Raw genomic sequence first — 26,870 nt, 5'->3', positions numbered from 1 at the left:
CGAGCGGAGTTCGAGCGCCGTTTTGGCGACCGGCTGGTCACCGACTATCCTGATACCCAATCGTCGCACGTCGGCCGGACCGGCCACGTCGCGCGACATGCCCGAAGAAGCCCCCGAACGAGGAGTTAGGCCCCCAAAACCATGGCCGTACCCAAGCGCAGGATGTCGCGCGCGAACACCCGTAGCCGCCGCGCCCAGTGGAAGGCCACCAAGACCGAGCTCGTGGGCGTGACGGTGGCGGGCCAGAAGCACAAGGTGCCGCGCCGGCTGCTCAAGGCGGCCCGCCTCGGTCTGATCGACCTCGACCGCCGCTAGCGGACATCTCGGCAAACACGCGGCGCGTCTCTCAGGCCGCTCTCAGGCGCTAGGGCGAAACTAGTGGCCGTGCGGATTCTTGTCGTCGACGACGATCGTGCGGTACGCGAGTCGCTGCGCAGGTCGCTTTCCTTCAACGGCTATTCGGTCGAGTTGGCCCACGACGGGGTCGAGGCGCTCGACATGATCGCCAGCGACCGGCCCGACGCGCTCGTCCTGGACGTGATGATGCCGCGGTTGGACGGCCTCGAGGTGTGCCGCCAGCTCCGCAGCACGGGCGACGACCTGCCGATCCTGGTGCTCACCGCGCGTGATTCGGTCTCCGAGCGGGTCGCCGGCCTGGACGCCGGCGCCGACGACTACCTGCCCAAGCCCTTCGCCCTCGAAGAGCTGCTGGCCCGCATGCGCGCGCTGCTGCGCCGCACCAAGCCGGAGGATGACGCCGAGTCGGTGGCGATGAGCTTCTCCGACCTCAGCCTGGACCCGGTGACCCGCGAGGTGACCCGCGGGCAACGCCGGATCAGCTTGACCCGCACCGAGTTTGCGCTGCTGGAGATGCTGATCGCCAACCCGCGCCGGGTGCTCACCCGCAGCCGCATCCTCGAGGAGGTGTGGGGATTCGACTTCCCCACCTCCGGCAATGCGCTCGAGGTCTACGTCGGCTACCTGCGCCGCAAGACCGAGGCCGAGGGCGAGCCGCGGCTGATCCACACCGTGCGCGGGGTGGGCTACGTCCTTCGGGAGACGCCGCCCTGATGATCCGGATCCGTCCGCGCCGGCACGCACCGCTGCGAGCCACCAGCTCGCTGTCGTTGCGGTGGCGGGTGATGCTGCTGGCGATGTCGATGGTGGCGATGGTCGTCGTGCTGATGTCGTTCGCCGTGTACGCGGTGATTTCGGCCGCGCTCTACAGCGACATCGACAACCAGCTGCAGAGCCGGGCGCAGCTGCTGATCGCCAGCGGCTCCCTGGCCGCCGACCCGGGCAAGGCCATCGAGGGCACCGCCTACTCCGACGTCAACGCGATGCTGGTGAACCCGGGCCACTCGGTCTACACCGCCAACCAGCCGGGCCAGATCCTGCCCGTCGGATCCACCGAGAAGGCCGTCATCAGCGGCGAACTGTTCATGTCGCGGCGCACCGCGGCCGACCAGCGAATCCTGGCCATCCATCTGCCCAACGGCAGCTCACTGCTGCTGTCCAAGAGCCTTAAGCCCACCGAGGCGGTGATGACCAAGCTGCGCTGGGTGCTGCTGATCGTCGGCGGGATCGGTGTCGCGGTCGCCGCGGTGGCCGGGGGCATGGTCACCCGGGCCGGGTTGCGTCCGGTGGCCCGGCTGACCCAGGCCACCGAGCGGGTGGCGCGCACCGACGACCTGCGGCCCATCCCGGTGTTCGGCAGCGACGAATTGGCCAGGCTCACCGAGGCTTTCAACCTGATGCTGAGGGCGCTGGCCGAGTCGCGCGAGCGGCAGGCGCGGCTGGTGACCGACGCCGGACACGAACTGCGCACCCCGCTGACGTCGCTGCGCACCAACGTCGAGCTGCTGATGGCCTCGATGGAACCGGGGGCGCCGCGGCTACCCGAGCAGGAGATGGTCGACCTGCGCGCCGACGTGATCGCCCAGATCGAGGAATTGTCCACGCTGGTCGGCGATTTGGTGGACCTCACCCGCGACGACGCCGGCCAGGTGGTGCAGGAGACGGTCGACATGTCGGAGGTGATCGATCGCAGCCTGGAACGGGTCAGGCGGCGGCGCAACGATATTCACTTCGACGTCGAGGCGATCGGGTGGCAGGTCTACGGCGACGCCGCCGGGCTGTCGCGCGCCGTGCTCAACCTGATGGACAACGCGGCCAAGTGGAGCCCGGCCGGCGGCCGCGTCGGCATCACGTTGCGCCAGCTCGACCCGTCGCACGCCGAATTGGTGGTGTCCGATCACGGGCCCGGCATCCCGCTGCACGAGCGCCGCCTGGTCTTCGAGCGGTTCTACCGGTCGACGACGGCGCGGGCGATGCCAGGCTCGGGGCTCGGGCTGGCGATCGTCAAGAAGGTGGTGCTCAACCACGGTGGGTTGCTGCGCGTCGAGGACACCGTGCCCGGTGGCCAGCCCCCGGGCACCTCTATCTATGTGCTGCTGCCCGGCCGCCCGATCCCGGTGTCGCCTTACCCGGGGGCCGGCTCCGACACCGAAAGCCTCAAGACCGACCCCGCCATGCCCGTGACGGGCCACTCGGCGAACTCTCGGGAACCGGCGAACGTTATCTCAGTGGACTCTCAGTCCGCGCAGGCAAGGTAGGTCTGCAGTTAGTGTTGGACTCGAGCCCGATCGAGCCCGACGTACCGATATACAGGAAGAGCGACCTAGCGCCATGACGAATGACCCGAGGTATTCGCCACCGCCGCAGCAGCCGGGATACCGTACCGGGCCTAATCAGCCTGTTCCGCCCGCTTATGCCCAGGGGCGCCAGCAGCCGTACAACCCGCAGTACGACTGGCGCTACCAGCAGGCCCAGCCCACGACGCAATACCGTCGGCCCTACGAGCCGTACACGGGCACGGGGCCGGTCCGGGCGCCCGGCGGCACCGGGCCCGGCCCGATCCCCGGCGGCACCGGGGCGGGCCCCATCCCCGGCGGGACGGGGACGGGCCCCATCCACATGCTGCCGCCGATGGGCCCGGGCGGTCCGGCGCCGATGCCCCAAAAGCGTTCCCGCGCAGGGTTATTGACCGCGGGTGCGCTGGCGATCGCGGTGGTGTCGGCGGGTATCGGCGGTGCGGCCGCGACGGCCGTCGAGCTGGGCACGCACGCCACGGGCGGCAACGGGCACAGCATCATCCCGGGCGTGGCCCCCAGCGTTCCGGCCGCGAACATGCCACCGGGCAGCGTCGAACAGGTCGCCGCCAAGGTGGTGCCCAGCGTCGTCATGCTCGAGACCGACATCGGCCGCCAGTCCGAAGAGGGTTCGGGCATCGTCTTGTCGACCGACGGGCTGATCCTGACCAACAACCACGTCGTCGCCGCCGCGGCCAAGCAGCCGGGCGGCCCCGGCGGACCACCCGGCGCTCCGGGCGGTCCCGGTGGTCCGGGGGGTCCGGCTGGTCCGCAACCGAAAACGACGGTGACCTTCTCCGACGGTCGCACCGCGCCGTTCACGGTGGTCGGTGCCGACCCGACCAGCGACATCGCCGTGATCCGCGTGCAGGGCATCTCCAACCTGACCCCGATTTCGCTGGGCTCCTCCTCGGATCTGCGGGTCGGCCAGCCGGTGGTCGCGGTCGGGTCGCCCCTGGGCCTGTCGGGCACGGTGACCACCGGCATCATCAGCGCGATGAACCGCCCGGTGTCCACCACCGGCGAGACGGGCAACCAGAACACCGTGCTGGACGCGATCCAGACCGACGCCGCGATCAACCCGGGTAACTCCGGCGGCGCGCTGGTCAACATGAGCGGCCAGCTGGTGGGCGTCAACTCGGCGATCGCGACCCTGGGCGCCGACTCGCCCGATTCGCAGAGCGGCTCGATCGGCCTGGGCTTCGCGATCCCGGTGGATCAGGCCAAGCGCATCGCCGACGAGCTGATCAGCACCGGCAAGGCGACGCACGCCTCGCTCGGTGTCCAGGTGACCAGCGACAAGGGCACGCCGGGCGCCAAGGTGGTCGAGGTGGTGCCGAACGGCGCGGCCGCGACGGCCGGGGTGCCCAAGGGCGTCGTCGTCACCAAGGTCGACGACCGCCCGATCAGCAGCGCCGACGCGCTGGTGGCCGCGGTGCGGTCCAAGGCGCCGGGCGACAAGGTGTCGCTGACGTTCCAGGATCCCGGCGGCGGCAGCCGCACGGTTCAGGTCACCCTCGGCAAGGCGGATCAGTGATGAGAGTCGATGAGCCCTCGGCGGCCGGATTGTCCGACCTCGGATATACGGTGGCACCCATGGAAACGGGTGCGGAGTTGGTGGTCGGCCGGGCGCTGGTCGTGGTGGTCGACGATCGCACCGCGCACGGCGACGAGGAGGACCACAGCGGACCGCTGGTCACCGAGCTGCTGACCGAGGCGGGATTCGTCGTCGACGGTGTGGTGGCGGTCGCGGCCGACGAGGTCGAGATCCGCAACGCGCTCAACACCGCGGTCATCGGCGGGGTGGACCTCGTGGTCTCGGTCGGCGGCACCGGCGTCACCCCGCGCGACGTCACGCCGGAGGCCACCCGCGAGATCCTGGACCGCGAGATCCTGGGAATCGCCGAAGCCATCCGCGCCTCGGGGCTGTCGGCGGGCATCACCGACGCCGGGCTGTCCCGCGGGCTGGCCGGGGTATCGGGTAGCACGCTGGTGGTCAACCTCGCCGGTTCCCGCTACGCGGTGCGCGACGGAATGGCGACGCTGAACCCGCTCGCCGCGCAGATCATCGGCCAGCTGTCGAGCCTGGAAATCTGACCGCCCAGGTTTTTGGGTGAGCACGCCGTCGGAGCGCGACCGGGCCGGGGCCGGCGCCGAATCGTTTTGGGCAGTCCCGGAGCCGCGCGACGCGGATGACCCGGACGCCCGCGACCATGAGCAGTGGTTGCGGGACAACGTCCCCCCACACCACGGCTGAGCTCACGCTCCGCCGTATCACGGCGCGGTCAACCTTTGGTGACTAATTGCCCGGGGATGTGTGCTAGCCCACAATGGGGCCATACCTTTTGTCTCGGGCGGCACCGCGCTGCCCTGGCATTCGGCGCTACGGGAGGTGTGCGCATGTTCAAGGGATTCAAGAGTTTTGTGATGCGCGGTGACGTGATCACCGTGGCCATTGGTCTGGTGGTGGCCCTGGCCTTCTCGAACCTCGTCAAGGCGTTTACCGACAGCGTGATCAACCCGCTGGTCGCGGCCGTCCAGCCGGGCACCAAGTTCGGACTGGGCTGGCAGCTCGGCGACGACGGCAACAAAGCGACGTTCCTCGACATCGGATCGCTGATCTCGGCGTTCATCTACTTCGTCGTCTTCATGGCGGCCGTGTACTTCATGATCGTGGTGCCCTACAAGCACATTCAGGCCCGCCGCGGGGTCACGGTATTCGGAGAAGAACCGGCGACCAAGGCATGCCAGGAGTGCATGTCGGACATCCCCGAGGCCGCGCACAAGTGCAAATACTGCGCCAGCCCCCAGGGCACGCCGGCGCCGTCCGCCTGATCGCGAATCAATGCAGGGTCAGCGTCACCGCCTGGCCCAGCGTCGACCCCGCCACCGGGTTCGCCACGCGCGCCGGCAGCGCAACCAATACGACGCGGTCGCTGTCCGCGGCCTGAGCCTTCGGCTTGGCTGAAACGAGCACGACGACGGCGTCGGTCGCCACCACTTTGGTGACGGCCGGGGCGCCCGGCGCGTCGGTGGCCGGCGCGGCCAGCACGTCCACCACGTCGCCGACCCGGACCAGGTCGATCAGGGCGCCGTCCGCCAGGTGCAACGGCACGATGCGCGCGCCGGGGCCCGCGGTCGACTCGGCCAGCCGGCTGCCGAGCAACCGCACATCGGTGAGCACCTCCCCCCGGCGCGCGGGACTGGCCAGCGTCGCACCCACCACCGCGGCCAGCTCGGTCGGCGCTCCTTCGGGAACCGTTGTCACAGAACGCCTTTCGAGCCGGACGTCGTCGGCGGTCAACGCGGCGCCCGGGCGCAGGTCGCGCGCGGCCACCACCACGTCGGCGGAGTCAGCGTCGGGGTTCGAGCGCAGCGTCGCGATGCCGGCCAGCACGACGAGCCCACCGGCGGCCACCCGCCGCGCCAGCACGGTGCGGGTCCAGTCGGGGCGCAGCGACGCCGAGATCCGGCGCAGCAGCGCCGGATTCAGCGATGGTTCGCCCACGGCGCAACGGTAACCGCGGGCCGGTGCCGGCGGTGTGGGTCAACAAGCGGGGTTGTGGATAACCGGTCAGCTCGAGGCGGCCGCGGTGGCCGGGGCGGCGGTGCTGGTCGACTTCTCGCTGGAGCCGCCCTTGTCGGTCGAGGCCTTCGTGTCCCCGGACGCGGCCTTGTCGCTCGAGCCGGAGCTCGACGCTGCGGTGTCGGTGGATCCGGTGCCGGAGCTCTTCGACTTCTTGCCGTCCTCGCGGCTGTCGGTGCGGTAGAAGCCGCTGCCCTTGAACACCACGCCCACGGAGTTGAACAGCTTGCGCAGCCGGCCGGAGCACTTCTCGCACGTGGTCAGCGCGTCGTCGGTGAAGGCCTGCACAACGTCGAAGCGGTCGGCGCACTCGGTGCACGCGTAGCTGTAGGTCGGCACGAAAACCTCCGAGAATCTGTCGGGCTGCATTAGCACTCTACCGTCTTAAGTGCTAGAACCGCCACGTGATCGCGATCATTCCCGGCTGAAAAGCGCGATCAGGCCCCGTTCGGGCGTCAGCGCATGGGTCATCGGCACGTCGTGCGGCTCGGCGGGCAGCTCGTCGACGAACTCCGCGTCGCGCACCACCGCGATCAGCCGCGCGGCCGGGTCGCGGGCGTCCAGCGAGCGGTCGTAGAACCCGCGGCCGCGGCCCAGCCGCACGCCCCGGCGGTCTACGGCCAGCGCCGGCACGAGCATCACCGCGGCCTCGGCCAGGGCCGCCGCCGGCAGCAGTGGCTCGGGCGGCTCGAGCAGCCCCCACGGCCCCGGGACGAGCGCGCCCGGCCGGTATTCGCCCCATTGCAGCGGCAAGGGTTCGTCGCTGTCACTGGTCCGCGCGACCGGCAGCAGCACCCGCCCGCAGCGGCGCAGCAACGTGCCGAGCATCTCGATCGACCCCGGCTCGGTGCCCACCGGCACGTACGCGCAGACCGTGGCCGCGCCGTCGACCACCGCCTCCAGCCGCTCGCTGAGGGCGCGCGCCTCGGCCGCCCGCACGTCGTCAGCAACGCGCCGCCGCGCGGCCAGCAGCTGCCCGCGCCACTCGGCCTTGTTCGCGGCTGCCATGCCGTCCACCATGTCAGGCCCGGCGCGCGCGCCGCCACACCGCCTCGGCGCACCTGACGAGGGTTATCGTTTGAACAATGTCCCGCCCAGAAGTTCCGATCCCCTTCACGGCGATCGTCCCCGCGGCCGGCCTGGGTACGCGCTTTTTGCCCGCGACCAAGACGGTGCCCAAGGAGCTGCTGCCGGTCGTCGACACCCCCGGCATCGAGCTCGTCGCCGCGGAGGCGGCCGGGGCCGGCGCGGAGCGCCTGGTGATCGTCACCTCCGAGGGCAAGGACGGCGTCGTCGCGCACTTCGTCGAAGACCTGGTGCTGGAGGGCACGCTCGAGGCGCGGGGCAAGAAGGCCATGCTCGACAAGGTGCGCCGCGCGCCGCAGCTGATCAAGGTGGAGTCCGTGGTGCAGGCCGAGCCGCTCGGGCTGGGGCACGCCATCAGCTGCGTCGAGCCCACGCTGGCCGCCGACGAGGACGCCGTGATGGTGCTGCTGCCCGACGACCTGGTGCTGCCCACCGGCGTCCTGGACACGATGGCGAAGGTGCGGGCCGACCACGGCGGCACGGTGCTGTGCGCGATCGAGGTGGCGCCCGAGGAGATCAGCGCCTACGGGGTTTTCGACGTGGAGGCCGTGCCGGACGACGACAACCCCGATGTGCTGCGGGTCAAGGGCATGGTCGAAAAGCCCAAGGCCGAGGACGCCCCGTCGCTGTATGCCGCTGCCGGCCGCTACGTGCTCGACCGCGCGATCTTCGACGCGCTGCGCCGCATCGACCGGGGCGCCGGCGGCGAAGTCCAGCTCACCGACGCGATCGCGCTGCTGATCGACGAGGGCCACCCGGTGCACGTCGTCGTGCATCACGGATCCCGACACGACTTGGGAAATCCCGGCGGCTACCTGAAGGCTGCGGTTGACTTTGCATTGGATCGTGACGACTATGGCCCGGATTTGCGGCGATGGTTGGTGGCGCGGTTGGGCCTGACCGAGCAGTAACGCCGGTACCCGCCAGGGCCCATGGGGCGGCGCCATGAGGGCAGAGAGGCGCGCTTGTGCGTTCTGTGGAGGAGCAGCAGGCCCGGATAACGGCGGCCGCGGTGGCTCCGCGGCCGATCCGGGTGGCCATCGCCGAGGCGCAGGGGTTGATGTGCGCCGAGGAAGTCGTGACCGAGCGGCCCATGCCGGGCTTCGACCAGGCCGCCATCGACGGCTACGCGGTGCGCAGCGTCGACGTGCTGGGCGTGGGCGAGGTCGGCGCCGACAGTCTCGGTGAGCCACCCGACGAGGGCCCGGGCGACGAAGACCGGCGCGACGGGCTGGTGCTGCCGGTGATGGGCACGATCGAGGCCGGCTCGCGCACGCCCAGTCGGCTGCAGCCGCGACAGGCCGTGCGGGTGCAGACCGGCGCGCCGCTGCCCACCCTGGCCGACGCCGTCCTGCCCATCCGGTGGACGGACGGCGGGACGTCGCGCGTGCGGATCTACCGGGGGGCGCCGTCGGGTGCCTACGTGCGCCGCACCGGCGACGACGTGCAGCCCGGCGATGTCGCCGTGCGCGCCGGGACGATCATCGGCGCGGCGCAGGTCGGGCTGCTGGCGGCGGTGGGCCGCGACCGGGTCCTGGTGCATCCGCGCCCGCGGCTGTCGGTGATCGCCGTGGGCGGCGAGCTGGTCGACATAACGCGCAGCCCGGGCAACGGGCAGGTCTACGACGTCAACTCCTACGCGTTGGCCGCCGCGGCCCGCGACGCCGGCGCGGAGGTCAATCGCATCGGCATCGTCAGCAACGATCCCAGGCAGCTGCGTGAGGTCGTCGAGGGCCAGATCAACCGGGCCGAGGTGGTGGTGATCGCCGGCGCGGTCGGGGGCGCGGCCGCCGAGGCGGTGCGCTCGGTGCTGGCCGAGCTCGGCGAGATGGAGGTCGTGCGCGTCGCCATGCACCCGGGGTCCGTGCAGGGCTTCGGGCAGCTGGGCCGCGAGGGTGTTCCGACGTTTTTGCTGCCGGCCAACCCGGTCAGCGCGCTGGTGGTCTTCGAGGTGATGGTGCGGCCGCTGATCCGGCTGTCGCTGGGCAAGCGCCAGCCGATGCGCCGCATCGTGCAGGCCCGCGCCCTGTCGCCCATTACCTCGGTGGCCGGCCGCAAGGGCTACCTGCGCGGCCAGTTGATGCGCGACCAGGACAGCGGCGAGTACCTGGTGCAGGCGCTGGGCGGCGCGCCGGGGTCGTCGCACCTGCTGGCGACGCTGGCCGAGGCGAACTGTCTGGTCGTGGTGCCCAGCGGCGCCGAGCAGATCCGCACCGGGGAGATCGTCGACGTCGCGTTCCTGGCCCAGCGCGGCTAGGCGCCACCGGCTGCTTATGAACCTGTTGCGCAATAGTTCTCGCCATCCCGGTTGGCCGTTGAATGTCGGCCCGCTGCGGGTGCCGGCCGGCGTCGTCCGGCTGCGGGCGGTGCGGATGCGCGACGGCACGCAGTGGAGCCGGATCCGGTTGGCCGACCGCGCGCACCTCGAGCCGTGGGAGCCCAGCGCCGACGGCGATTGGACGATCCGGCACACGGTCGCCGCGTGGCCCGCGCTTTGTTCGGGCCTGCGCGCCGAGGCCCGCAAGGGCCGGATGCTGCCGTACGTCATCGAGCTCGACGGGCGGTTCTGCGGCCAGCTGACCATTGGCAACGTCACCCACGGGGCGTTGCGCTCGGCGTGGATCGGCTACTGGGTGCCGAGGTCGGCCACCGGCGGCGGGGTGGCGACGGCCGCGTTGGCGCTGGGTCTTGATCATTGCTTCGGTCCCGTCATGCTGCATCGCGTCGAGGCCACCGTGCGCCCGGAGAACGCCGCGAGCCGCGCGGTGCTGGCAAAGGTCGGGTTCCGGGAGGAGGGCCTGCTGCAGCGCTATCTCGAGGTGGACCGGGCCTGGCGCGACCATCTGCTGATGGCGATCACGGTGGAAGAGGTGCAGGGATCGGTGGCGTCGACGCTGGTCCGCGCCGGTCAGGCCAGCTGGGCCTGACGCAGGGTGCGCCGAGTGTGGCTAGCGCGACACGAGTGACACTTGGTGCTTGTGAGAGGGAAATTACAGGTGTGTAATTGTGCTGGTCACTTGGCCCGACCGCGCCGATGAGCCTCGCGGGGGTCAGGAACCAGTGAGGAGCAAGTCATCATGCCAAGCATCCCGCAGTCGCTGTTGTGGATATCCCTCGTGGTGCTCTGGCTGTTCGTGCTGGTTCCGATGCTCATCAGCAAACGCGACGCCGTGCGGCGCACCAGCGACGTGGCGCTGGCGACCCGGGTGCTCAACGGCGGTGCCGCCTCCCGGCTGCTCAAGCGCGGCGGCCCCGCGGCCGGTCATCGCAGCGATCCGCACTGGCAGCCCGAGGAAGACGCGGCCGATGACGAGCTGGTCGAGGACGTTCGGCAGGACGACCAAGACGAGGACACCGACGCCCTGCCGGCGCGTCCCGTCGTCGTGAAGGCCGCCGCCACCGAGGAAATCGAACCCGACTACCTCGACGTCGACGTCGTCGAGGACTCCGGCGCGCTGCCCGCCGGCGCCGGCGCGGAGGTGGCCGAGCCGGAGGAGGCCGACGAGGCCGAGACCGAGGCCGTCGCGCAGCACAGCGAGGACGAGGACGAGTACGAATACGTCGAGGACTCTTCGGGTTTGGAGCCCGAGGACGACCGCGAGGAGGACGAGGACCCGCGGGCGTTCGTCCCGCAGGGCGCCTCCCGGCGGCGCCGGTTCGACCCGAAGACCGCGGCGGCGGTCAGCGCGCGCAAGTACGCCTTCCGCAAGCGGGTGCTGATGGTGATGGCGGTCGTGTTGGTGGGAACGGCCACCGCCGCGTTCGAGATCTCGCGGACGGCCTGGTGGGCGTGCGGCGCCGCCACCGCGGTGACCCTGCTGTACCTGGCCTACCTGCGCCGGCAGACGCGGATCGAGGAGAGGGTGCGCCGGCGCCGGATGCAGCGGATGGCCCGCGCGCGCCTGGGCGTGGAGAACGCCTACGACCGCGAATACGACCTGGTCCCGTCGCGGCTGCGGCGCCCCGGTGCCGTCGTGCTCGAGATCGACGACGAGGACCCGATCTTCGAGCACTTGGACTACGCGATGCCGATGCGCACGTTCGGCTGGCCGCGCGACCTGCCGCGCGCCGTCGGCGAGTAGCCGGCGGTTCGGCTTGTCGCTGTCGAGGCTGGTAGCCTGCTAGCGATCAGGGGCTATGGCGCAGTTGGTAGCGCGTCTCGTTCGCATCGAGAAGGTCAGGGGTTCGAATCCCCTTAGCTCCACCAGGTTTGAGCAGGTCAGAACCCGTCTGATGACGACGGTTCATCCGTGTCAGTTGGGCGTGCTGAGCTAGGAAGTTGGCCTAGAGACGCAGTCTCTCTACGGGCTGCCCGGTAACCGAAGCGATGAGGTCGAAGTCCTTGCCGAGTGCGAGGACGGTTAGGTTTGGCGATCTCAGCGGTCGCGGCTACCAGCAGGTCCGAAATCGCCGGCGCCCGATGCTGGCCGCGATCGGCGAGCATCATCTGCACCTCGACGGCGCGATCCTCGATGGACGGGGTCACGTATTCCACCGGCATCATCGCCAGTGGTGGTGCGGCCGATTCCATTCGAGCTTGTTCGCCAGTCCGAAATGAATACCCGAGCTCCAAGCGCGTGATGGTGCTGATGCGAATCAAGCCCCGGTCGATGCGGTCCACCCAGTCGTGGGCGTTTAGTGCTGCCGCCAGTCGCGTGTAAGCCGACTTGTCGATCAGCCACACGGTCAGCGCCACGCATGCTCCATGACACCGGGGTCGTGGAGGTCGCCGGCCGCGGAGGCCGCGCGACGCAGATCGCCGACGGTCAGGCGAGGCCGATCGGAGAATGGAACGCCACCTTCGGCTTCGAATCGTTGGCGCAAATACTCTTGGCGGGACAGGCCACGAGCAGTCGCATCAGCATCGATACGAGCGAGGGCCGCCTCGGACAAACCCCGGATGACCACGTCTCCCACGCCGGCCACCTCCTAGCGGCTTCTGCTGCGGGCGGGCGCACGCATGGTCTCGACACCGTCTGACTCTGTCGCGGAAATCGTGGTCCGCACCATGTGCCGCGGCTCCGACGTCGGCCAGGGACGGCCGCGGTGCATAGTCGCGCGGTTGTCCCACATCACCACGTCGCCCTCGCGCCACGAGTGCAGATAGCTTTCCCGGGGGGCGGTCGCCGCCTCGACCAGCCGCGCGAGCAACTCCTGCGCCGCTTTGCGCTCCATGCCCTCGATGGCGTAGGCGTGCGAGGCGATGTAGAGCGCCTTGCGGCCATTGACGGGGTTCTTCCAGACAAGACGCCAGCATTGCGCGGGCAGCGCCGCCCGCTCGGCCGGGGTGGCGAGGTCGGGCGCGATTTTGCCGCGCGAGTAGGCGTACTCGTGCCAGGCGAAGGAATTTTCCAGCCGGCCTTGCAACGCCGGATCGAGGCGCTCAAAGGCGAGCCGGGTTGAGACATACTCGGTCTCGCCGCCCCGCCCCGGGATGATGCGTGACGACAGCACCGAAGCCAGCGCCGGCACCGCTTTGAACGAACTGTCGGTATGCCAGAGCTGGTTCGCCTTGTTCTCCAAGGCGATCCGATCATCCTCCGGCACAACGTTGTTCGCCTCGTCGAGGGTCTTGAGGATCACAAGGTTGCTGCCGTGGCCCGCCGACCCCACCTTGGTGACCTCGAGCGGACCGAAGCGGCGCGAGAAGGCAAGCTGCGTGTCATCGGTGACGTCCTGGTCGCGAAGGACCAGAACCGAGTGCTCCTCGAAGGCCGCGCGCACGGCCGCGTATGCGGCCTGGCTTGCCGCAACGTCGTGGATGGTTACCCCACGCAGTTCGGCGGCAAAGCCTGGGCCCAACGGCACGATTTCCATCGGCGACTCCATCGCATTCCGCGTTTGAGCACGACTTTCCACCACAAACGAGCCGCTGACAAGCAAGCCGGCCCAACTAAACCTGATCGGTGACGAACGGCGGCGTTTGTTGGCCCGCCAAGGCGATGAAGTTATATACCGGTGTCGTGTCGTAGGTGTAGTGGGCTGCATTGGGGCCGGCCGCCAAGAACATTCCGCCGTTGACGATCGCTTCTGTGATGGAAATGATTTCGTCAACCGAAGTGGTTGGGTTCACGAGTTTCAATGCGTCACGAAGGATCGCGAAAACGTTTGCACTGGTCGCGTTTTGGACAATATTGTAGATCTGTGTCTCGATTACGCCCGGCCCCGCTTCGGCAGTCCACGGGTCGGTACCGACGGGCGCATCCGCGTAGATGTCGTTACCGACTCCTATCGTGTTGACGAAGTCGCCCCAGAAATGCGTGACCGGCGTGAGTAGGTGGGGTGCCACGTCTGCGGGTGTCATGCACGCCGGACCCGAAATGCCGCCGGTGACAACACCGTCGACGTCGGCTGGCATCGGCCATCCTGCGAACTGGTTGCCCGAAGCGAACCCCGGCAGCCTGAGGGGGTTTCCCCAAACACCGACCGCGACAATGCGATTCGCGATCTGCGGATTCTGCCACGCAATCGTGTGCAGGAACTGACAGACGACGATTGCACCCTGCGAATAGCCGAGCAGGATGATCGAACTTTCCGGATATGACGGCGCGCCCCCTGGCGGGTTGATTTGCGTGCAAAGCCTATTCAGCTCGGCGACACCAGCGTCCACGCTTGGACCCATGGGGAACACGCTGGCCGGGTAGTTACCGACCGGCTGCCAGTAGAACAGATCGGGAAATGCCGCCGCCAGTGCGGCAGCCACGCCGGCGGGTTGCGGTGGTGCGGTGTTCCACATGTCGACATTGGACCCCGAGACCGTCATCACTATGTGCGGCATCATGCACCTCTCACTTGTTCTGACACGCCGAACCAGCGCTCAAAGGTGGCCTTGTGATCGGTCTAATGAGGATCACCACGACGGACCCAACGCCGTGACCGTGCTCTTTCCAGACTACGCGTTCGACGACCAGCACTATGTGAGGCGATCGAACGGCTCAGGGGTTTGGCCCTTCGCGAGTCAACCGATTTCTCCTACACTCGATCTACCGACGGAGGTGCGATGGCTACAACCTGGGACACGCTGGATCGCTATGTCGTCATCTCGACCGACACCCATGCCGGGGCGGACCTGTACGACTACAAGCCGTATCTCCCAGCGCGGCTGCACGACCAGTTCGATGCCTGGGCCAAGGCCTACGCCAGCCCGTTCGACGACCTGATCATCGCCACCGCCCAGCGCAACTGGGACCACGACCTGCGGATCGCCGAGATGGACGCCGACGGGGTCGCCGCCGAGGTGCTGCTGCCCAACACCGTTCCGCCGTTCTTCCCGACCTCCCCGAACATCACCATCAGCCTGCCCCGCACTCGGGACGAGTTCGAGCAGCGATGGGCCGGCGTGCAGGCCCACAACCGCTGGCAGGTCGACTTCTGCTCGCTGGCCCCCGCCCGGCGCCGCGGGCTGATCCAGATCTTCCCCAACGACGTCGAGCTGGCGCTGGACGAAATCCGCTGGGGCGCGCAGCAGGACTGCTTCGGAGGCGTGCTGATCCCGCCGGTCTCGCCCGGCGACCCGCAGGTCGCCCCCCTTTTCCACACCCGCTACGAACCGATCTGGGCGTTGTGCGCGGAGTTGGACCTGACGATCGTGCAGCACGCCGGGGCCGGCAGCCCCGAGATGCCGATGGACCAGCCCGCGTCCAACGCGGTGTTGATCACCGAGATGGCGATCTGGGCGCAGCGCACTCTGGGGCACCTGATCCTGGCCGGGGTGTTCGAGCGGCATCCGACGCTGCGGTTCGTGCCCACCGAGCAGGGAACGTTTTGGGTGCCCGGGCAACTCGCGATCCTCGACGCCATGGTGCCCACGATGAAGTCCGACGCGCACAACCGCACCTACGGAATGTTCGGCGGGTCGTCGGTGGACGAACTGACCCTCACGCCGAGCGAATACACCCAGCGGAACTGCTATTTGGCCACCGAGCTGACGCCTTTCGAGGGCTCGATGATCGACTTCATGGGGCCCGAGCACATCATGTGGGGCAGTGACTACCCCCACGAGGAGGGCTTTGCGCCCCACTCCAAGCTGGCGATCCGCTGGGCCCTGCACGACAGGCCGGAGGACGCCTGCCGAAAGATCTTGGGCGGCAACGCCGGTCGCCTCTACCGCTTCGATCTGGACGCGTTGGTGCCGGCGGCGGCCAAGATCGGGCCCACCGTCGCCGAGGTACACACACCCCTCGAGGACACGGGCTATCAAGCTCCCGCCGCGTTCGGTTTTCGGCCCTTCGAAGGGGGACTGGCCCTCAAGCGCCTGGCTCCCGAACGGCGCTAGTACCAGGGAGATGAGCACCGCGGCTTCAGCCGTGGAGGTGAGCGCGTCAAGTTGGGAAGAAGCTCTCCCTCGGTCAGGCAGTTAGTTCGACGGTGCTCTCCCCGAAATCAGCAATAATCCGCAGGCTCCCACCAAGAGCGGCGACATAGGACTGCAGCGTCCCGAGTTCGGTGTGCGACAGGTCGCCGCTTTCCAGCTTCGAGACCCGCGCCTGTGATACACCCATGAGCGCGGCGACGTCGGCCTGGCGGGCGTGGCCGTGCGCCTTGCGGATGTCGGCGAGGCGCTGGGCCTGGACCGCGTCGTACATTTCCGTGCGCGCCGCGTCGGCTTTGGCTGGGTCCAACCGCCCCTGCGCGATGGCTTCGGCGCGAATCTCACGCCAGTTGCGCGGCATGATCACTCACCTCCCTCGGTCGCGAGCCAGTTCTCGTAGCGTCGCTCAGCTATTGGAACGTTCTTGTCGTACCAGCTTTTCCAGGTACCCGCCTTATCACCGCCGAGCAGCAGGACCGCCCGCCGCCGCGGATCGAAGACGAACAGGATCCGGATGCCGGTGCCCGCGGGACGCAGTTCCTTCATGCCGTGGAATTTCGATCCGTTGACCTTGTCCGCCGTCGGCCGCCCCAGGGTTGGTCCTTCGCGTTCGAGCAGATCGATAGCCCCGTGACCGCGGCCATCGCGTCGTCGTCGAGCGTGAAGTACCAGTGTTCGACCTCCTCGAGCAAGATAATGTCCCAGGACCTCGGCATTAATATAACGCAGACATTATATCAAGATGTCCCCTGCATCGTGGGTTCGTCAGCGTCGGGGCCATCGACAGCAGCCGTCGCGACGCGTCGCCGGCGGCCGGTGCAGTCGGATATTGCCGATCACTATCGACCATGTCGTCATCATGAACCGTTGTACCGACAACCCGGCAAGCGTCGTAGACCATGGTGTCTGCCGTTCGCCGGTCAGTTGTCTGCCTATCCCTCTGCCGCCGCGGGAACGGACTCCTTCGCCAAGGCGGCGCTGAGTCGCCTTGTGGCAGAGGAAAGTTGCGCCCCCAGCCGGGTGACCGCCGCGCCGCTCATCGGCTCGGCGCTGGGCACCAGGCTGAGCATCAGGGCGATGCGCGGCCCGGGCTCGAGGATCGGGGAGTCGATGTGGCTGACCTCGTAGCTGCGGTCTCGGGCGAGGCTGATCGGGAACCACTCTTCCTGATGGATCAGCTCGTCGGTCAACTCCTGCGCCAGCCGGCTCAGCCGGGTGGAACGGACCTCGGCGCTGCGCACGATCTGCGCCAGCTCACGCAGCCGCAGATCGGGCAGGATGTGTAGCCCGACCGCGTAGCCGCGTTTCTTGGCGGCGGTGATCGCGCGGCGATAGCGGTCGCGCACGTCCTCGGGCAGCGCGGCCAGCCAGCGCTCGCGGGCCTCCGGCCCCGCCCAGGCCACGATCGACGACCCATACGGCGGGCGGTGGGGGAACTGGGTGCCGACGGGCATCGGGTGGCCGCCACCGTGCGGGCTGCGGACCTGATCGACGACGGTGGAGTGGTCATCGCTGACCGAGAAGGCCACGCAGTGCGCGCCCGTCGCGGCCGCCAGCTCCGCCATCGCGGAGCGGGCCAACACCAGCGCCGGATAGCGGCCCGCCGCCTCCCGGCCGAGCCGCACCAGCGCCGGGCCGAGGTGGTAGGTCTTGGCGACCGGGTCGCGCAGCAGCCAGCCGGCCCTCAGTAGCTCGGAGAGCATCGAGTGGCAGCTGGCCTTGTGCACGCTCAACCCGCGTGACACCTCCGCCAACGTCATCCCCCGACCGCCGTCGCCCGCCAGCTGCTCGAACAGGTTCACGACCCGTTCGGTCTGCGGGGAGGGGCGCGGCGCCATAGCGCCAATGGTCGCATAATGCGACTTCTTGCGGTGATATACGCGACCGTGTGACCATGACCACACCATGAGTGACCTTCGGGGCAAGGTGGCGGTCGTGACCGGCGGCGCCGGCGGCATCGGCCGCGCGATGGGCAGGCGGTTCGGCCGCGAGGGCATGAAGGTGGTGCTCGCCGACGTCCTCGCCGAGCCGCTGGACGAGGCGACCCGGGCGTTCGCGGACGAGGGCATCGACGCCGCCGGCGTGGTCGCCGACGTCACCGACCACTCCTCGGTCGAGGCGCTGGCCAAGGAGGCTCTCGATCGCTTCGGCGCCGTGCACGTGGTGTGCAACAACGCCGGCACCGGCGGGGTCTCCGAGGGCTACATGTGGGAACACGACCTGGCCGACTGGCGCTGGGGGATCGACGTCAACGTGCTGGGCGTCATCCACGGCATCAAGGCCTTCGTGCCCATCCTTATCGAGCAGGGCGAGGGGCACGTGGTCAACACCTGTTCGGGCAACGGCGGTTTCGCGCCGATCGCCCGCGGCGCGATGGGCGGCCCGGGCCAGGCGGTCTACCCCATGACCAAGGCCGCGGTGCTCTGCCTGACCGAAAGCCTCTACACGCACCTGGCGATGACCGGAACGCGGGTGCGGGCGCACGTCCTGTTCCCCGGCGGCTTTTTGAACACCGGCATCTGGGAGTCGTGGCGGCACCGCCCGCAGCGCTACGCCGCGACCCAGGAGCGCCGCACCCCCGAGCAGACCCTGGCGAACGTCGTGGCCCGGTTCGAGTCCGCCGGCGCACGCGTCGAGTTCACCCCGCTCGAGACCGTCGCCGACCAGGTGGTGGAGGGAATCCGGGCGGACCGCTTCTGGATGATGGGCCCGCCCACGCCCGCCGACGACGTCGTGAGCCGCAAGGCGGCCTCGATCCTCGCGCGCGGCGCGCCCGACTACCTGGTCGACGTCCTCGGCCAAAGTGCCAGCACGGAAACCGAAGGAGGAACGCGGTGAGCAGCAACGCAATTCGATACGGTCCCCGCGCGCCCGAGGCGCAAGTCGACCACGAGATCGACGCCACCAAGGCGCCCATCGCCACCGAGGCGGTCACCGTCGTCTACCGCACCGACCCCGAGATCGTCGCGGCGGTGCTGCCCAAGCCGCTGGAGCCGGCGGCCGAACCCTTGGTGCGGGTCCAGCTGCAGCGCGTCCAGATTGAGGGCATGACGCCGTTCGGGTCGGCGGTGTTCTCGGTGACCGCCCGGCACGGCGAAACCGAGGGCGACTACCCGTTGTTCATGCCGCAGTCCACCGAACAGTCCGTCACGGGCGGGCGCGAAACATTGGGCGAGCCAAAGAAACTGGCCCACATCGAGGTGGACCGCGACGGCGCCCGCGTCGCCGCCGCCGTCGACCGGCTGGGCTATCCGCTCATCAAGGTGAGCGGCCAGGTCACCGGACCGGCGCAGTTGCCGCCCGACCAGATGAACACCGAGTTCTACTTCAAGTTCCTGCGCGCCCCCGACGGCGCCGGCATCACCGACCCCCACCTGGTCTACGGCGAGTACCACCGCCACTACGAGCTGCTTGAGAACATCGACGGGACAATCGAATTGGGGGACTCACCGTTGGATCCGGTGGCCGACATCGTGATCCGGGAGGTCCGGTCGATCACGTGGTGTCGCCGGCGCACCATCCAGGTGGGGCGCATCGCCGCGCGGGTGCCGCAGGAGTGGCTGCTGCCGTATGTGCACCAGCGCTACGACGACGTGGCCCTGCTCGCGGCCCCCAGGCCCGAGCCGGCGCGGGCCTAGCCGCATGGACCGCTACACCGTCATCTCGGCCGACTGCCACGCCGGGGCCGACCTGCTGGACTACCGCGACTACCTCGATCCGCAGTACCGCGACGAATTCGACGGCTGGGCAAGGACTTACGTCAACCCGTTCGGCGACCTTACCGAGCCCGACGCCGAGCGCAGTTGGAACAGCGAGCGGCGCAACGCCGACCTCGATCGCGAGGGCGTCGCCGGGGAGGTGATCTTCCCCAACACCGTGCCGCCGTTCTTTCCCCAGGCGAGCCTGGCCGCGTCGCCGCCGGAGACCGCCCGGGAGCTGGAGCTGCGCTGGGCGGGCCTGCGCGCGCACAACCGGTGGCTGGCCGACTTCTGCTCCCTGTCGCCCGAGCGCCGCGCCGGGGTCGGCCAGATCCTGCTCGGCGACCTCGACGAGGCCGTCGCCGAGGTGGCCCAGATCGCGAAGCTGGGGCTGCGCGGCGGCGTGCTGCTGCCCGGCGTCGCCCCCGGGACCGGCATCCCCCCGCTCTACGCCGAGCACTGGGAGCCGCTGTGGGCCGCGTGCGACGACGCGGGCGTGGTGGTCAACCACCACGGCGGCAACGCCGGACCGAGCCCGACCGACGGGTGGGGCAGCACGTTCGCGGTGTGGGTGTACGAGACGCACTGGTGGGCGCACCGGGCGCTGTGGCACCTGATCTTTTCCGGCGCGCTGGAGCGCCACCCGGACCTCACGCTGGTCTTCACCGAGCAGGGCTCCGGGTGGATACCGGCGACGCTCGACTCGCTCGACGTCGCGGCGGCCCGGTACGGGCGGGCGAACTCGGCGATCGCCCGCTTCGCCGGGCCCACCGCCGGGTCGCTGACGCTCAAACCCAGCCAGTACTGGGCGCGCCAGTGTTACGTCGGTGCCAGCTTCATGCGGCCCGTCGAGTGCGCCGAGCGCCACGGCATCGGCGTCGACCGGATCATGTGGGGCAGCGACTACCCGCACTACGAGGGGACAGCCCCCTACACCCGGGAGGCGCTGCGCCACACCTTCAGCGCCGTTCCGCCCGCCGAGGTGGCGGCCATGCTGGGCGACAACGCCGCGGCCGTCTACGGCTTCGACCTGAAAACCCTTGCGCCCCTTGTCGACCGCATTGGCCCGACGGTGGCCGAGGTCGCCGAGCCGTTGGCGACCGTGCCGGCCGACGCGCGCAGCACCGTCTTCGAACCCGACCCCATCCGCACCTGGTAGCGAAAGGTCCACCGTGAACCCGTACCTCATCATCTCCGCCGACTGCCACGCCGAGCTGCCGACCGAGCAGTACCGCGAGTACGTCGACCCCGAATACCGCGAGGACTTCGAGACCTACCTGGCCGAGAAGGAGGCCGCGGCGCGGGCCGGCGGGTTCATCGACGAGGAGTTCGCGCAAGCGTGGTTCTCCGAGCACGGCGACGGCATCGCCGGCGGTTGGGATGTCGGTCTGCGGGATAAGGAGCTGGACGGCGACGGCGTGGTCGGCGAGGTCATCTTCCCCGACGCCGACGCCGTGACCGGCGTCGCCGGTGCCCCGTTCGGCGCCGGCCTGGGGCAGTCCGGCGACCTCGACCCCGGGCGCGCCATGGCCGGCGCGCGGGCCCATAACCGCTGGCTGGCCGAGCTGTGCGGCCACAGCCCCGAGCGGCGGGCCGGCGTCGCCGTCGTGCCGATCCTGGCCGACGTCGACGCGGCGGTCGCCGAGATCACCCGGGCCGCGGAGTCGGGACTGCGCGGCGGGATCCTGATCCCCGCGCGCTGGGTCGGCTACCCGCCGTATCACGACCGCCGCTACGACAAGGTCTGGGCCGCCTGCCAGGACCTGCAGATGCCCGTGCACACCCATTCCGGTCCCGCCCCGCAGGAGGAGTACGGCGGGCACCTGGGCATCTATGTGACCGAGGTGCGCTGGTGGGGCGCGCGGCCGCTGTGGTTCGCGCTGTGGTCGGGCGTGTTCGAGCGCTTCCCCCGGCTGCGCTGGGGGGTCACCGAATGCGGCGCGTTCTGGGCCAACGACCTGCTGTGGCTGATGGACACGCGGTACCTGCGCGAGCACTCGGCCAAGAAGATGAGCCACCAGATGGAAGGCGACCTGACGATGCCGCCCTCGGCCTACTTCGACCGCAACTGCTTTATCGGGGCCACCACCACCGAGCGCAGGGAGCTGGCGCGACGCTACGAGATCGGTGTGTCGAACATGTTGTGGGGCAACGACTTTCCGCACCCGGAGGGGACTTGGCCGCACACCCTGAAATGGCTGCGCCGCTCCTTCTGGGACATCCCCGTCGAGGAGACCCGCCAGATGCTGGGCCTGGCGGCGGCCGAGGTGTACAACTTCGATCTCGACGCCCTGGCTCCGCTGGCCGAGCGCATCGGCCCGACCCCCGAAGACCTGGGCCAAGACGACGCCGTCAGCGCCCCCAAGTGGGAGGCGGCCCGCCAGACCGGGCGCCACTGGCTGACCGACGCCGAGCCCATCCCCGACCTCGTGGAGAACTGAGGGATACAAGCGGGGCGCTTGAGCCCGCGACGAGCGCATCCGATCAGCGCTGTCAAAACCTTAACATTATGCTAAGGTTTTGACATGGCAGTGGCGACGAAGTTGGAGCGCTTGCGTGAGGTGGCGCTGGATCAGCACGGGTTCGTCACAACGGCGCAGGCCATTGAGGAGGGCGTGTCGCACGCTGAATTGTCCACGATGATCGCCCGCGACCGGTTGGCGCGCGTTGCCCACGGCGTGTACCGGGTGCCGCAAGTTGCGCAGACGGAATTCGACCAGTATCAGCTGGCGGTGCTGTGGACCGGCGCGCCAGAGGCGTGTCTTAGCCACGACACCGCGCTGGCGGCATGGGAGGTGAGCGACATCAATCCCGATCGGATTCATCTCACCGTCGCTCGCCACCGTCGCATCCGGCGTGCCGGTGCGGGGCTTTACGTTGTTCACTACCAGGACCTCGACCCGAGACAGGTCACGTGGTGGCAAGGGATACCGACGGTGCAGGTGTCCACGGCCATCGCTCAGTGCATCACCTCGGGCGTGCCGACCTATTTGATCCGCCAGGCGCTCGACCGGGCCGGCCGCACCAGCCGCCTGCCGAATGCCGACGCCAAAAAGCTCGCCGCAGCGCTGGACGCTCGCGATGGCCACGCCTGAGCCGGCCAACCTCGCGCAGTCGCTGGAACGACTGAAACCGAAGAACAAGCCGCCGTCGTCCGCTCGGGTCCTCCATACCTGGATCGCCCAAGCCCAGGACAATAGATCGTTTCGTGACAGAACTGGACGAGACTCTCGGCGAACCATGGGGACCGCTGACGCTCGTGCGCGGCGACATCGAGACGATCGACGTCCCACATAGGCTCGTAAAGCCGCGGCGCTTCGATATGACCGTGCTGCTCAAAGGTGTCACGTGGAGGCGTGTCCAGATCGAAGTGTCGCCAGACGAAGGACACGCCGGGGCAATGCCCGAACGTGTCTCATCGCCCTCGCTTGCGGGGTTTGGGCTACCCAGCCCGGATCATCTGGTCAGCCTGTCGCTGGCCTACCAGATCGGCCAAAAGGTCCATGCCGCTACGGACCCGCATGACCCGCCCGCGTTGGTCAACGACCGGGCCCGTGACGTGGTGGATCTGCTGTTGCTGCGTGCCTTCACCGAGTCGACTGGGCATCCGTCAGCGGCCGAGATCATCGGGGCGGTAGCGGACATCTTCGCCGCCCGTGCTGCCGAAGCAGAAGCCGCCCATGCCGTATCCCGCAAGTGGCCAGCAAGATTGACCGTCCACCCGCATTGGGGACCAAGTTTCGCGAAAGCCGCTGACTCGGCCGGCCTGGCAATCAGCCAGGCCGACGCGGTGCGACAGGTCAATGACTGGCTGGATCTTATCGACCACTAAGTCGCACCACGCGCACATGCTGAAGGACCCGCAGGCGACTATTCGGCGGTTGCCGATGCCCGATTTGGGTATGGATGCAGTTGTCGACCCGAGGGCTGCCGGCGCGTGCGCTGCGCCCGTGTGAAAGGACGAGATGGCACAGCGCAACGACTTCACCGAGGAACTCTTGAAAGAACTGCTGTGGACCTACGGGCCGGGCGGTCAGGAGGACGAGGTCCGCGCGGTGTGCGCCCGCGAGCTGGAACCCGTCGTCGACGACATGTGGACCGACGACGCCGGCAACCTGATCGGCTTCATCGCGGCCGACGGCGAGGTGCCGCCCGACGACCGCCACCGGTCGGCGGCGACGGCCGGTCCCAGCCGCGCGACGCGGATCATGGCGCACATGGACGAACTGTCCATGCTCGTCAAGCGGATCGAGTCCGACGGCTCGCTGCACCTGACACAACTGGGGACGATGTACCCGGGCAACTTCGGGCTCGGTCCCGTCGCCGTGCTGGGCGACCAGGAGACGCTGACCGCGGTGCTCACGCTCGGCTCCGAACACACCACCAAGGAGAGCCCGCGGATTTACGAGACCAAGCCCGACAAGGGCGACCGATCGCTGGATTGGCACCACGTCTACGTCTTCACCGGGCGCACCCCCGAGGAGCTGCAGGCCGCGGGCGTGCACGCCGGGACGCGGGTGTGCGTCGAACGCAGCAAGCGGACGCTGGTCGAGATCGGGGACTACGTCGGCTGCTACTTCCTCGACGACCGCGCGGCGGTGACCGCGCTGCTACAGGCCGCCCGCCGGCTGCGCGACGGCGGGAAACGGCCCGCCGAGGACGCCTACCTGGTCTTCACCACCAACGAGGAAATCGGCGGGGTGGGCGGCTCGTACGCCAGCGCCAGCCTGCCCGGCACGCTCACCCTCGCCCTGGAGGTCGGGCCCACCGAGCAGGAATACGGGACGACCGTCACCGGTGGCCCCATCGTCGGCTACAAGGACGCGATGTGTGACTACGACAAGGACGTCGCCGACCGGCTCATGCGGATCGCCACGGACCGCGCGCTCGAGCCCCAGGCGGCCGTGCTGGGTGCATTCATGTCCGACGCCTCGCACTCCAAGGCCAACGGGCTGACGCCACGCGCGGGCCTGCTGTGCCTGCCGACGCTGAGCACCCACGGCTACGAGGTCATGTCCCGCGGCGCGATCGACGCGATGGCCACGATCATCGTCGACTTCGTGGTGTCGCCCGACGACGCGAACTGAACTCGCTCGTCCTTGCCCCTCGTCGAACGGACCCCATAGCCTGGGCAAGTCCGACCTTGGCGCAGAAGATGGCAACACAGATCGGCGGGGACATCGCAGTGGCCGAACTGACCGGAGCGCGGGCCGAGGAGCTCGCGACGATGGACATCTTCGAAGGCTGCCCCGCCGCCGACCTCGTCGCGCTGGCGGCGCGCCTGCAACCGCTGCGCGCCGCGGCCGGCCGGGTGCTGATGCGCCAAGGCGAACGCGCCGTGTCCTTCCTGCTGATCTCCTCGGGCACCGCCGAGGTCAAGCACGTCGGCGACGACGGCGTGGAGATCATCGAGCGGGCGACCCCGGGCATGCTGATCGGCGAGATCGCCCTGCTGCGCGACATCCCGCGGACCGCGACCGTTGTCACCGCCGAACCGCTGACCGGATGGATCGGCGACAACGACGCCTTCACTCGGCTGCTGCACATCCCCGAGATCATGCCGCGGCTGCTGCGCACGGTGCGCCAGCGCCTGGCCGCCTTCGTCACGCCGATCCCGATACGGGTCCGCGACGGAACCCTGCTGTTGTTGCGCCCGGTGCTGCCCGGCGACGACGAGCGAACCATCCACGGCCACATCCACTTCTCCAGCGACACGCTGTACCGGCGGTTCATGACGGCCCGCCTGCCGACTCCGGCGCTGATGCACTACCTGTCGGAGGTGGACTACGTCGATCACTTCGTCTGGGTGGTGACCGACGGGAGCGACCCGGTGGCCGACGCCCGCTTCGTCCGCGACGAGAACGACCCGACGGTCGCCGAGATCGCGTTCACCGTGGCCGACGCCTATCAGGGCCGGGGGATCGGGAGCTTTTTGATCAGCGCGCTGTCCGTCGCCGCCGGGCTAAACGGGATCGAAAGATTCTCCGCACGAATGCTTTCCGACAACGTGCCGATGCGCGCGATCATGGACCACTACGGCGCGGTGTGGCAGCGCGAGGACGTCGGCGTCATCACCACCGTCATCGACGTGCCCCACCGGCTGAGCTTCGGGCGCCACATGGCCGACCAGATCAAGCGCGTCGCCCGCCAGGTGATCGAAGCGGTCGGCTGAACGGGCATGCGGCCGTTATGGATTGGCGTTCCGGCGGTGCTGCTGGCGGCGTGCGCGCATGCGCACGCCCCCGCCCCGTCGGCCGCGCCGGCGAAGCCGCCGCCGGCCAACAACACCGCCGTCAACCCGGCCAACATCAAGCGGGTGGTTCGCGAGCTGCCGCCCCACTACGAGGTGACCACCGGCATCCCCCGTGGGGCCTCGCCGCGGGTGATCTGGAGCCTCGGGGCCGACGCCGGCGCCAAGCCGCCGCGGTGCGCGGACCTCGCCGACCCGGGCGACGGGCGTGACCAAGGCGCGCAGGGCTTCTCCGCCTCGGGCGCCGGCGGCATCGTCGACGCGGTGGTGGTCGCTTTGCCGGGGCCGGCCGAGCTCGACCCGGGCGTCGTGGCGGCGTGCAACCGCTGGACCATGAGCGGCGGGCACTCCACGGCCGACGTCCGCCTCGTCGACGCGCCACCCATCGACGGCGCGCCGACCGTGGGCATGGTGGCCGACACCAAGTCGTCGGTGGAGTCGGGCACCGAAATCGATTCGCGCGCATACACCTTCGTCGCGTATCTCGGCAATTACTACGCGTTTACGACGCTGACGACGGACCCCGGATCGGCGCTGCCCGGCCTGCCGCCGCAATTCGCGGCCGATCTGCTCGTCAAAACGGTGTCCACGTTGCGCAGTTGAGCGCCCCGCGTTGGGTAGATTGGCCACGATGTTGAAGGTGTTGCTCGCGGCCGCATCCGTGTGCGCGCTGGCCGGCTGCTCGTCGGGCGGCGCTCCCGCCGCGGACAAGGCCGACATCGGCAAGGTCGCCGACGTGAGGTCTAGCTTTCCCCCCGACTATCACGTCACCGACATCTCCGAGCGCGGCATCGACCCCAAGCTGCTCTCGGCCCGCAAGCTGCCCGACGGGCTGGCGTTCGACCCGGCCAACTGCGCGAAAGTGGCCGTGGGACCGGACATGCCGCCCGACTTGCAGGGCAACATGGCCGCCGTTTCCGCCGAGGGCAACGGAAACCGGTTCGTGGTCATCGCCGTGGAGACCTCAAAGGCATTGCCGCTCAACGACCCCGGGAAGGACTGCGCCAAGGTCGCGTTCGCCGGGGCCGGGGTGCGCGGCGGCATCGAGGTGATCGACGCGCCGCACATCGACGGGACCCACACCACCGGCGTGCACCGCGTCCTGCAGGCGGTGGTCGCCGGCGGAGCGCGCACCGGCGAGCTGTACGACTATTCGGCCCAGTTCGGCGACTACCAGGTGATCGTCATCGCCAACCCGCTGGTCATTCCGGACCAGCCGGTGGCCAAGATCGACACCCAGCGCGCCCGCGACCTGCTCGTCAAGGCGGTGGGCGCGGTCCGCGGCTAG

The 26,870-nt window shown here is 69.2% G+C and carries 30 protein-coding genes, 1 tRNA gene and 2 pseudogenes; 23 read left to right on the top strand and 10 right to left on the bottom strand.

What is annotated here, in order from left to right; translation table 11 throughout:
* Positions 1-141: 141 nt before the first annotated feature.
* The 7 genes from rpmF to AC5Y4Z_RS23995 all read left to right on the top strand — a co-directional run bounded on the left by rpmF (position 142) and on the right by AC5Y4Z_RS23995 (position 5,486).
* A complete protein-coding gene (rpmF, locus tag AC5Y4Z_RS24025) occupies positions 142-315 on the top strand; it encodes a 50S ribosomal protein L32 (protein WP_007168835.1) in 174 nt (57 codons plus the stop codon).
* A gap of 69 nt (positions 316-384) precedes the next feature.
* Entirely contained in the window at positions 385-1,071 is a 687-nt protein-coding gene (gene mprA / locus AC5Y4Z_RS24020; protein ID WP_499967411.1) for a two-component system response regulator MprA, read from the top strand.
* Complete coding sequence (locus AC5Y4Z_RS24015) at positions 1,071-2,615, top strand: HAMP domain-containing sensor histidine kinase (protein WP_499967410.1); 1,545 nt, start codon at positions 1,071-1,073, stop codon at positions 2,613-2,615. The genes mprA and AC5Y4Z_RS24015 overlap by 1 nt, the downstream gene beginning before the upstream one ends.
* Before the next feature lie 73 nt (positions 2,616-2,688).
* A complete protein-coding gene (locus AC5Y4Z_RS24010) occupies positions 2,689-4,188 on the top strand; it encodes a S1C family serine protease (protein ID WP_499967409.1) in 1,500 nt (499 codons plus the stop codon).
* Positions 4,188-4,748, top strand: coding sequence for a MogA/MoaB family molybdenum cofactor biosynthesis protein (locus tag AC5Y4Z_RS24005; RefSeq protein WP_499967408.1), 561 nt, complete (start codon positions 4,188-4,190; stop codon positions 4,746-4,748). Before AC5Y4Z_RS24010 ends, AC5Y4Z_RS24005 begins: the two co-directional genes overlap by 1 nt.
* A 16-nt stretch (positions 4,749-4,764) precedes the next feature.
* Positions 4,765-4,908 (top strand): hypothetical protein, encoded by a 144-nt coding sequence (locus AC5Y4Z_RS24000; RefSeq protein WP_499967407.1) that lies wholly within the window; start codon positions 4,765-4,767, stop codon positions 4,906-4,908.
* Between the two features lie 143 nt (positions 4,909-5,051).
* The gene (locus AC5Y4Z_RS23995) at positions 5,052-5,486 is read left to right on the top strand and encodes a large conductance mechanosensitive channel protein MscL (RefSeq protein WP_499967406.1); all 435 of its coding nucleotides are present in this window, start codon (positions 5,052-5,054) and stop codon (positions 5,484-5,486) included.
* 7 nt (positions 5,487-5,493) lie between these two features.
* On the opposite strand, the gene AC5Y4Z_RS23990 is transcribed toward AC5Y4Z_RS23995, so the two are convergent.
* From AC5Y4Z_RS23990 to AC5Y4Z_RS23980, 3 genes are all read right to left on the bottom strand, one after another.
* The gene (locus AC5Y4Z_RS23990) at positions 5,494-6,159 is read right to left on the bottom strand and encodes an SAF domain-containing protein (protein WP_499967405.1); all 666 of its coding nucleotides are present in this window, start codon (positions 6,157-6,159) and stop codon (positions 5,494-5,496) included.
* Positions 6,160-6,225: 66 nt separating this feature from the next.
* Positions 6,226-6,576, bottom strand: coding sequence for an FmdB family zinc ribbon protein (locus tag AC5Y4Z_RS23985; RefSeq protein WP_499967404.1), 351 nt, complete (start codon positions 6,574-6,576; stop codon positions 6,226-6,228).
* Positions 6,577-6,651: 75 nt separating this feature from the next.
* The gene (locus AC5Y4Z_RS23980; RefSeq protein WP_499967403.1) at positions 6,652-7,245 is read right to left on the bottom strand and encodes a 5-formyltetrahydrofolate cyclo-ligase; all 594 of its coding nucleotides are present in this window, start codon (positions 7,243-7,245) and stop codon (positions 6,652-6,654) included.
* 77 nt (positions 7,246-7,322) lie between these two features.
* Here AC5Y4Z_RS23980 and AC5Y4Z_RS23975 point away from each other — a divergent pair, with 77 nt between their 5' ends.
* From AC5Y4Z_RS23975 to AC5Y4Z_RS23955, 5 genes are all read left to right on the top strand, one after another.
* Complete coding sequence (locus tag AC5Y4Z_RS23975) at positions 7,323-8,234, top strand: UTP--glucose-1-phosphate uridylyltransferase (protein ID WP_499967402.1); 912 nt, start codon at positions 7,323-7,325, stop codon at positions 8,232-8,234.
* Positions 8,235-8,290: 56 nt separating this feature from the next.
* A complete protein-coding gene (gene glp, locus AC5Y4Z_RS23970) occupies positions 8,291-9,580 on the top strand; it encodes a molybdotransferase-like divisome protein Glp (protein WP_499967401.1) in 1,290 nt (429 codons plus the stop codon).
* 16 nt (positions 9,581-9,596) lie between these two features.
* Positions 9,597-10,250 carry a GNAT family N-acetyltransferase gene (locus tag AC5Y4Z_RS23965; protein WP_499967400.1) on the top strand — a complete coding sequence of 218 codons (654 nt, stop codon included), beginning with the start codon at positions 9,597-9,599 and terminating at the stop codon, positions 10,248-10,250.
* Positions 10,251-10,400: 150 nt separating this feature from the next.
* On the top strand, positions 10,401-11,405 hold the full coding sequence (gene sepX / locus AC5Y4Z_RS23960) for a divisome protein SepX/GlpR (protein ID WP_499967399.1): 1,005 nt from the start codon (positions 10,401-10,403) through the stop codon (positions 11,403-11,405).
* 49 nt (positions 11,406-11,454) lie between these two features.
* Positions 11,455-11,530: transfer RNA gene (locus AC5Y4Z_RS23955), tRNA-Ala, on the top strand.
* A gap of 77 nt (positions 11,531-11,607) precedes the next feature.
* Here AC5Y4Z_RS23955 and AC5Y4Z_RS23950 read toward each other — a convergent pair.
* The 4 genes and pseudogenes from AC5Y4Z_RS23950 to AC5Y4Z_RS23935 all read right to left on the bottom strand — a co-directional run bounded on the left by AC5Y4Z_RS23950 (position 11,608) and on the right by AC5Y4Z_RS23935 (position 14,059).
* Positions 11,608-12,019 (bottom strand): annotated as a pseudogene (locus AC5Y4Z_RS23950) (PIN domain-containing protein).
* Positions 12,010-12,231 carry a type II toxin-antitoxin system VapB family antitoxin gene (gene vapB, locus AC5Y4Z_RS23945; protein ID WP_499967484.1) on the bottom strand — a complete coding sequence of 74 codons (222 nt, stop codon included), beginning with the start codon at positions 12,229-12,231 and terminating at the stop codon, positions 12,010-12,012. The pseudogene AC5Y4Z_RS23950 and the gene vapB overlap by 10 nt, the downstream one beginning before the upstream one ends.
* Positions 12,232-12,252: 21 nt before the next feature.
* A complete protein-coding gene (locus AC5Y4Z_RS23940) occupies positions 12,253-13,140 on the bottom strand; it encodes a TauD/TfdA dioxygenase family protein (RefSeq protein ID WP_499967398.1) in 888 nt (295 codons plus the stop codon).
* 76 nt (positions 13,141-13,216) lie between these two features.
* Positions 13,217-14,059 (bottom strand): cutinase family protein, encoded by an 843-nt coding sequence (locus AC5Y4Z_RS23935; RefSeq protein WP_499967397.1) that lies wholly within the window; start codon positions 14,057-14,059, stop codon positions 13,217-13,219.
* A 264-nt stretch (positions 14,060-14,323) separates the two neighbouring features.
* On the opposite strand from AC5Y4Z_RS23935, the gene AC5Y4Z_RS23930 reads away from it, so the two are divergent.
* Positions 14,324-15,598, top strand: a complete 1,275-nt coding sequence (locus AC5Y4Z_RS23930) for an amidohydrolase family protein (protein WP_499967396.1) — start codon at positions 14,324-14,326, stop codon at positions 15,596-15,598.
* 73 nt (positions 15,599-15,671) lie between these two features.
* Here the strand turns inward: AC5Y4Z_RS23930 and AC5Y4Z_RS23925 are convergent, their stop codons facing one another.
* From AC5Y4Z_RS23925 to AC5Y4Z_RS23915, 3 genes and pseudogenes are all read right to left on the bottom strand, one after another.
* Positions 15,672-16,001 carry a helix-turn-helix domain-containing protein gene (locus tag AC5Y4Z_RS23925; RefSeq protein ID WP_499967395.1) on the bottom strand — a complete coding sequence of 110 codons (330 nt, stop codon included), beginning with the start codon at positions 15,999-16,001 and terminating at the stop codon, positions 15,672-15,674.
* Positions 15,998-16,350, bottom strand: a pseudogene (locus AC5Y4Z_RS23920) (type II toxin-antitoxin system RelE/ParE family toxin). The gene AC5Y4Z_RS23925 and the pseudogene AC5Y4Z_RS23920 overlap by 4 nt, the downstream one beginning before the upstream one ends.
* A 216-nt stretch (positions 16,351-16,566) precedes the next feature.
* Positions 16,567-17,472 (bottom strand): IclR family transcriptional regulator, encoded by a 906-nt coding sequence (locus tag AC5Y4Z_RS23915; protein WP_499967394.1) that lies wholly within the window; start codon positions 17,470-17,472, stop codon positions 16,567-16,569.
* 67 nt (positions 17,473-17,539) lie between these two features.
* Between AC5Y4Z_RS23915 and AC5Y4Z_RS23910 the strand changes: the two genes are divergently transcribed.
* The 10 genes from AC5Y4Z_RS23910 (at position 17,540) to AC5Y4Z_RS23865 (ending at position 26,870) form a co-directional block, all read left to right on the top strand.
* Positions 17,540-18,472: an SDR family NAD(P)-dependent oxidoreductase gene (locus tag AC5Y4Z_RS23910; RefSeq protein WP_499967393.1), complete on the top strand. Its 933-nt coding sequence runs from the start codon at positions 17,540-17,542 to the stop codon at positions 18,470-18,472.
* On the top strand, positions 18,469-19,272 hold the full coding sequence (locus AC5Y4Z_RS23905) for an acetoacetate decarboxylase family protein (RefSeq protein WP_499967392.1): 804 nt from the start codon (positions 18,469-18,471) through the stop codon (positions 19,270-19,272). The genes AC5Y4Z_RS23910 and AC5Y4Z_RS23905 overlap by 4 nt, the downstream gene beginning before the upstream one ends.
* A 4-nt stretch (positions 19,273-19,276) precedes the next feature.
* On the top strand, positions 19,277-20,491 hold the full coding sequence (locus AC5Y4Z_RS23900; protein WP_499967391.1) for an amidohydrolase family protein: 1,215 nt from the start codon (positions 19,277-19,279) through the stop codon (positions 20,489-20,491).
* Between the two features lie 13 nt (positions 20,492-20,504).
* Positions 20,505-21,773: an amidohydrolase family protein gene (locus AC5Y4Z_RS23895; protein WP_499967390.1), complete on the top strand. Its 1,269-nt coding sequence runs from the start codon at positions 20,505-20,507 to the stop codon at positions 21,771-21,773.
* A gap of 84 nt (positions 21,774-21,857) precedes the next feature.
* A complete protein-coding gene (locus AC5Y4Z_RS23890; RefSeq protein WP_499967389.1) occupies positions 21,858-22,427 on the top strand; it encodes a type IV toxin-antitoxin system AbiEi family antitoxin domain-containing protein in 570 nt (189 codons plus the stop codon).
* Between the two features lie 74 nt (positions 22,428-22,501).
* Positions 22,502-23,164 (top strand): nucleotidyl transferase AbiEii/AbiGii toxin family protein, encoded by a 663-nt coding sequence (locus tag AC5Y4Z_RS23885; RefSeq protein ID WP_499967482.1) that lies wholly within the window; start codon positions 22,502-22,504, stop codon positions 23,162-23,164.
* Between the two features lie 133 nt (positions 23,165-23,297).
* On the top strand, positions 23,298-24,419 hold the full coding sequence (locus AC5Y4Z_RS23880; RefSeq protein WP_499967388.1) for a M42 family metallopeptidase: 1,122 nt from the start codon (positions 23,298-23,300) through the stop codon (positions 24,417-24,419).
* Between the two features lie 68 nt (positions 24,420-24,487).
* Positions 24,488-25,504 (top strand): acetyltransferase Pat, encoded by a 1,017-nt coding sequence (gene pat / locus AC5Y4Z_RS23875; protein ID WP_499967387.1) that lies wholly within the window; start codon positions 24,488-24,490, stop codon positions 25,502-25,504.
* Between the two features lie 6 nt (positions 25,505-25,510).
* On the top strand, positions 25,511-26,185 hold the full coding sequence (locus AC5Y4Z_RS23870; protein ID WP_499967386.1) for a DUF5642 family protein: 675 nt from the start codon (positions 25,511-25,513) through the stop codon (positions 26,183-26,185).
* A 28-nt stretch (positions 26,186-26,213) separates the two neighbouring features.
* On the top strand, positions 26,214-26,870 hold the full coding sequence (locus AC5Y4Z_RS23865) for a DUF5642 family protein (protein WP_499967385.1): 657 nt from the start codon (positions 26,214-26,216) through the stop codon (positions 26,868-26,870).

It is taken from the genome of Mycobacterium sp. NGS63 (assembly GCF_059812295.1).
This window is presented reverse-complemented; position numbering and strand designations above follow the sequence as displayed.

Bases quoted from the DNA above. Each gene is read 5' to 3' on its own strand.
- pat (WP_499967387.1), top strand. From the start codon at position 24,488: ATGGCAACACAGATCGGCGGGGACATCGCAGTGGCCGAACTGACCGGA.
- AC5Y4Z_RS23865 (WP_499967385.1), top strand. From the start codon at position 26,214: ATGTTGAAGGTGTTGCTCGCGGCCGCATCCGTGTGCGCGCTGGCCGGC.
- AC5Y4Z_RS23980 (WP_499967403.1), bottom strand. From the start codon at position 7,245: ATGGCAGCCGCGAACAAGGCCGAGTGGCGCGGGCAGCTGCTGGCCGCG.
- AC5Y4Z_RS23995 (WP_499967406.1), top strand. From the start codon at position 5,052: ATGTTCAAGGGATTCAAGAGTTTTGTGATGCGCGGTGACGTGATCACC.
- AC5Y4Z_RS23930 (WP_499967396.1), top strand. From the start codon at position 14,324: ATGGCTACAACCTGGGACACGCTGGATCGCTATGTCGTCATCTCGACC.
- AC5Y4Z_RS23880 (WP_499967388.1), top strand. From the start codon at position 23,298: ATGGCACAGCGCAACGACTTCACCGAGGAACTCTTGAAAGAACTGCTG.
- AC5Y4Z_RS23965 (WP_499967400.1), top strand. From the start codon at position 9,597: ATGAACCTGTTGCGCAATAGTTCTCGCCATCCCGGTTGGCCGTTGAAT.
- rpmF (WP_007168835.1), top strand. From the start codon at position 142: ATGGCCGTACCCAAGCGCAGGATGTCGCGCGCGAACACCCGTAGCCGC.
- AC5Y4Z_RS24005 (WP_499967408.1), top strand. From the start codon at position 4,188: ATGAGAGTCGATGAGCCCTCGGCGGCCGGATTGTCCGACCTCGGATAT.
- AC5Y4Z_RS23975 (WP_499967402.1), top strand. From the start codon at position 7,323: ATGTCCCGCCCAGAAGTTCCGATCCCCTTCACGGCGATCGTCCCCGCG.
- AC5Y4Z_RS23940 (WP_499967398.1), bottom strand. From the start codon at position 13,140: ATGGAAATCGTGCCGTTGGGCCCAGGCTTTGCCGCCGAACTGCGTGGG.
- AC5Y4Z_RS24015 (WP_499967410.1), top strand. From the start codon at position 1,071: ATGATCCGGATCCGTCCGCGCCGGCACGCACCGCTGCGAGCCACCAGC.
- AC5Y4Z_RS23910 (WP_499967393.1), top strand. From the start codon at position 17,540: ATGAGTGACCTTCGGGGCAAGGTGGCGGTCGTGACCGGCGGCGCCGGC.
- AC5Y4Z_RS24010 (WP_499967409.1), top strand. From the start codon at position 2,689: ATGACGAATGACCCGAGGTATTCGCCACCGCCGCAGCAGCCGGGATAC.
- AC5Y4Z_RS23935 (WP_499967397.1), bottom strand. From the start codon at position 14,059: ATGTGGAACACCGCACCACCGCAACCCGCCGGCGTGGCTGCCGCACTG.
- AC5Y4Z_RS23900 (WP_499967391.1), top strand. From the start codon at position 19,277: ATGGACCGCTACACCGTCATCTCGGCCGACTGCCACGCCGGGGCCGAC.
- AC5Y4Z_RS23915 (WP_499967394.1), bottom strand. From the start codon at position 17,472: ATGGCGCCGCGCCCCTCCCCGCAGACCGAACGGGTCGTGAACCTGTTC.
- AC5Y4Z_RS23890 (WP_499967389.1), top strand. From the start codon at position 21,858: ATGGCAGTGGCGACGAAGTTGGAGCGCTTGCGTGAGGTGGCGCTGGAT.
- AC5Y4Z_RS23870 (WP_499967386.1), top strand. From the start codon at position 25,511: ATGCGGCCGTTATGGATTGGCGTTCCGGCGGTGCTGCTGGCGGCGTGC.
- sepX (WP_499967399.1), top strand. From the start codon at position 10,401: ATGCCAAGCATCCCGCAGTCGCTGTTGTGGATATCCCTCGTGGTGCTC.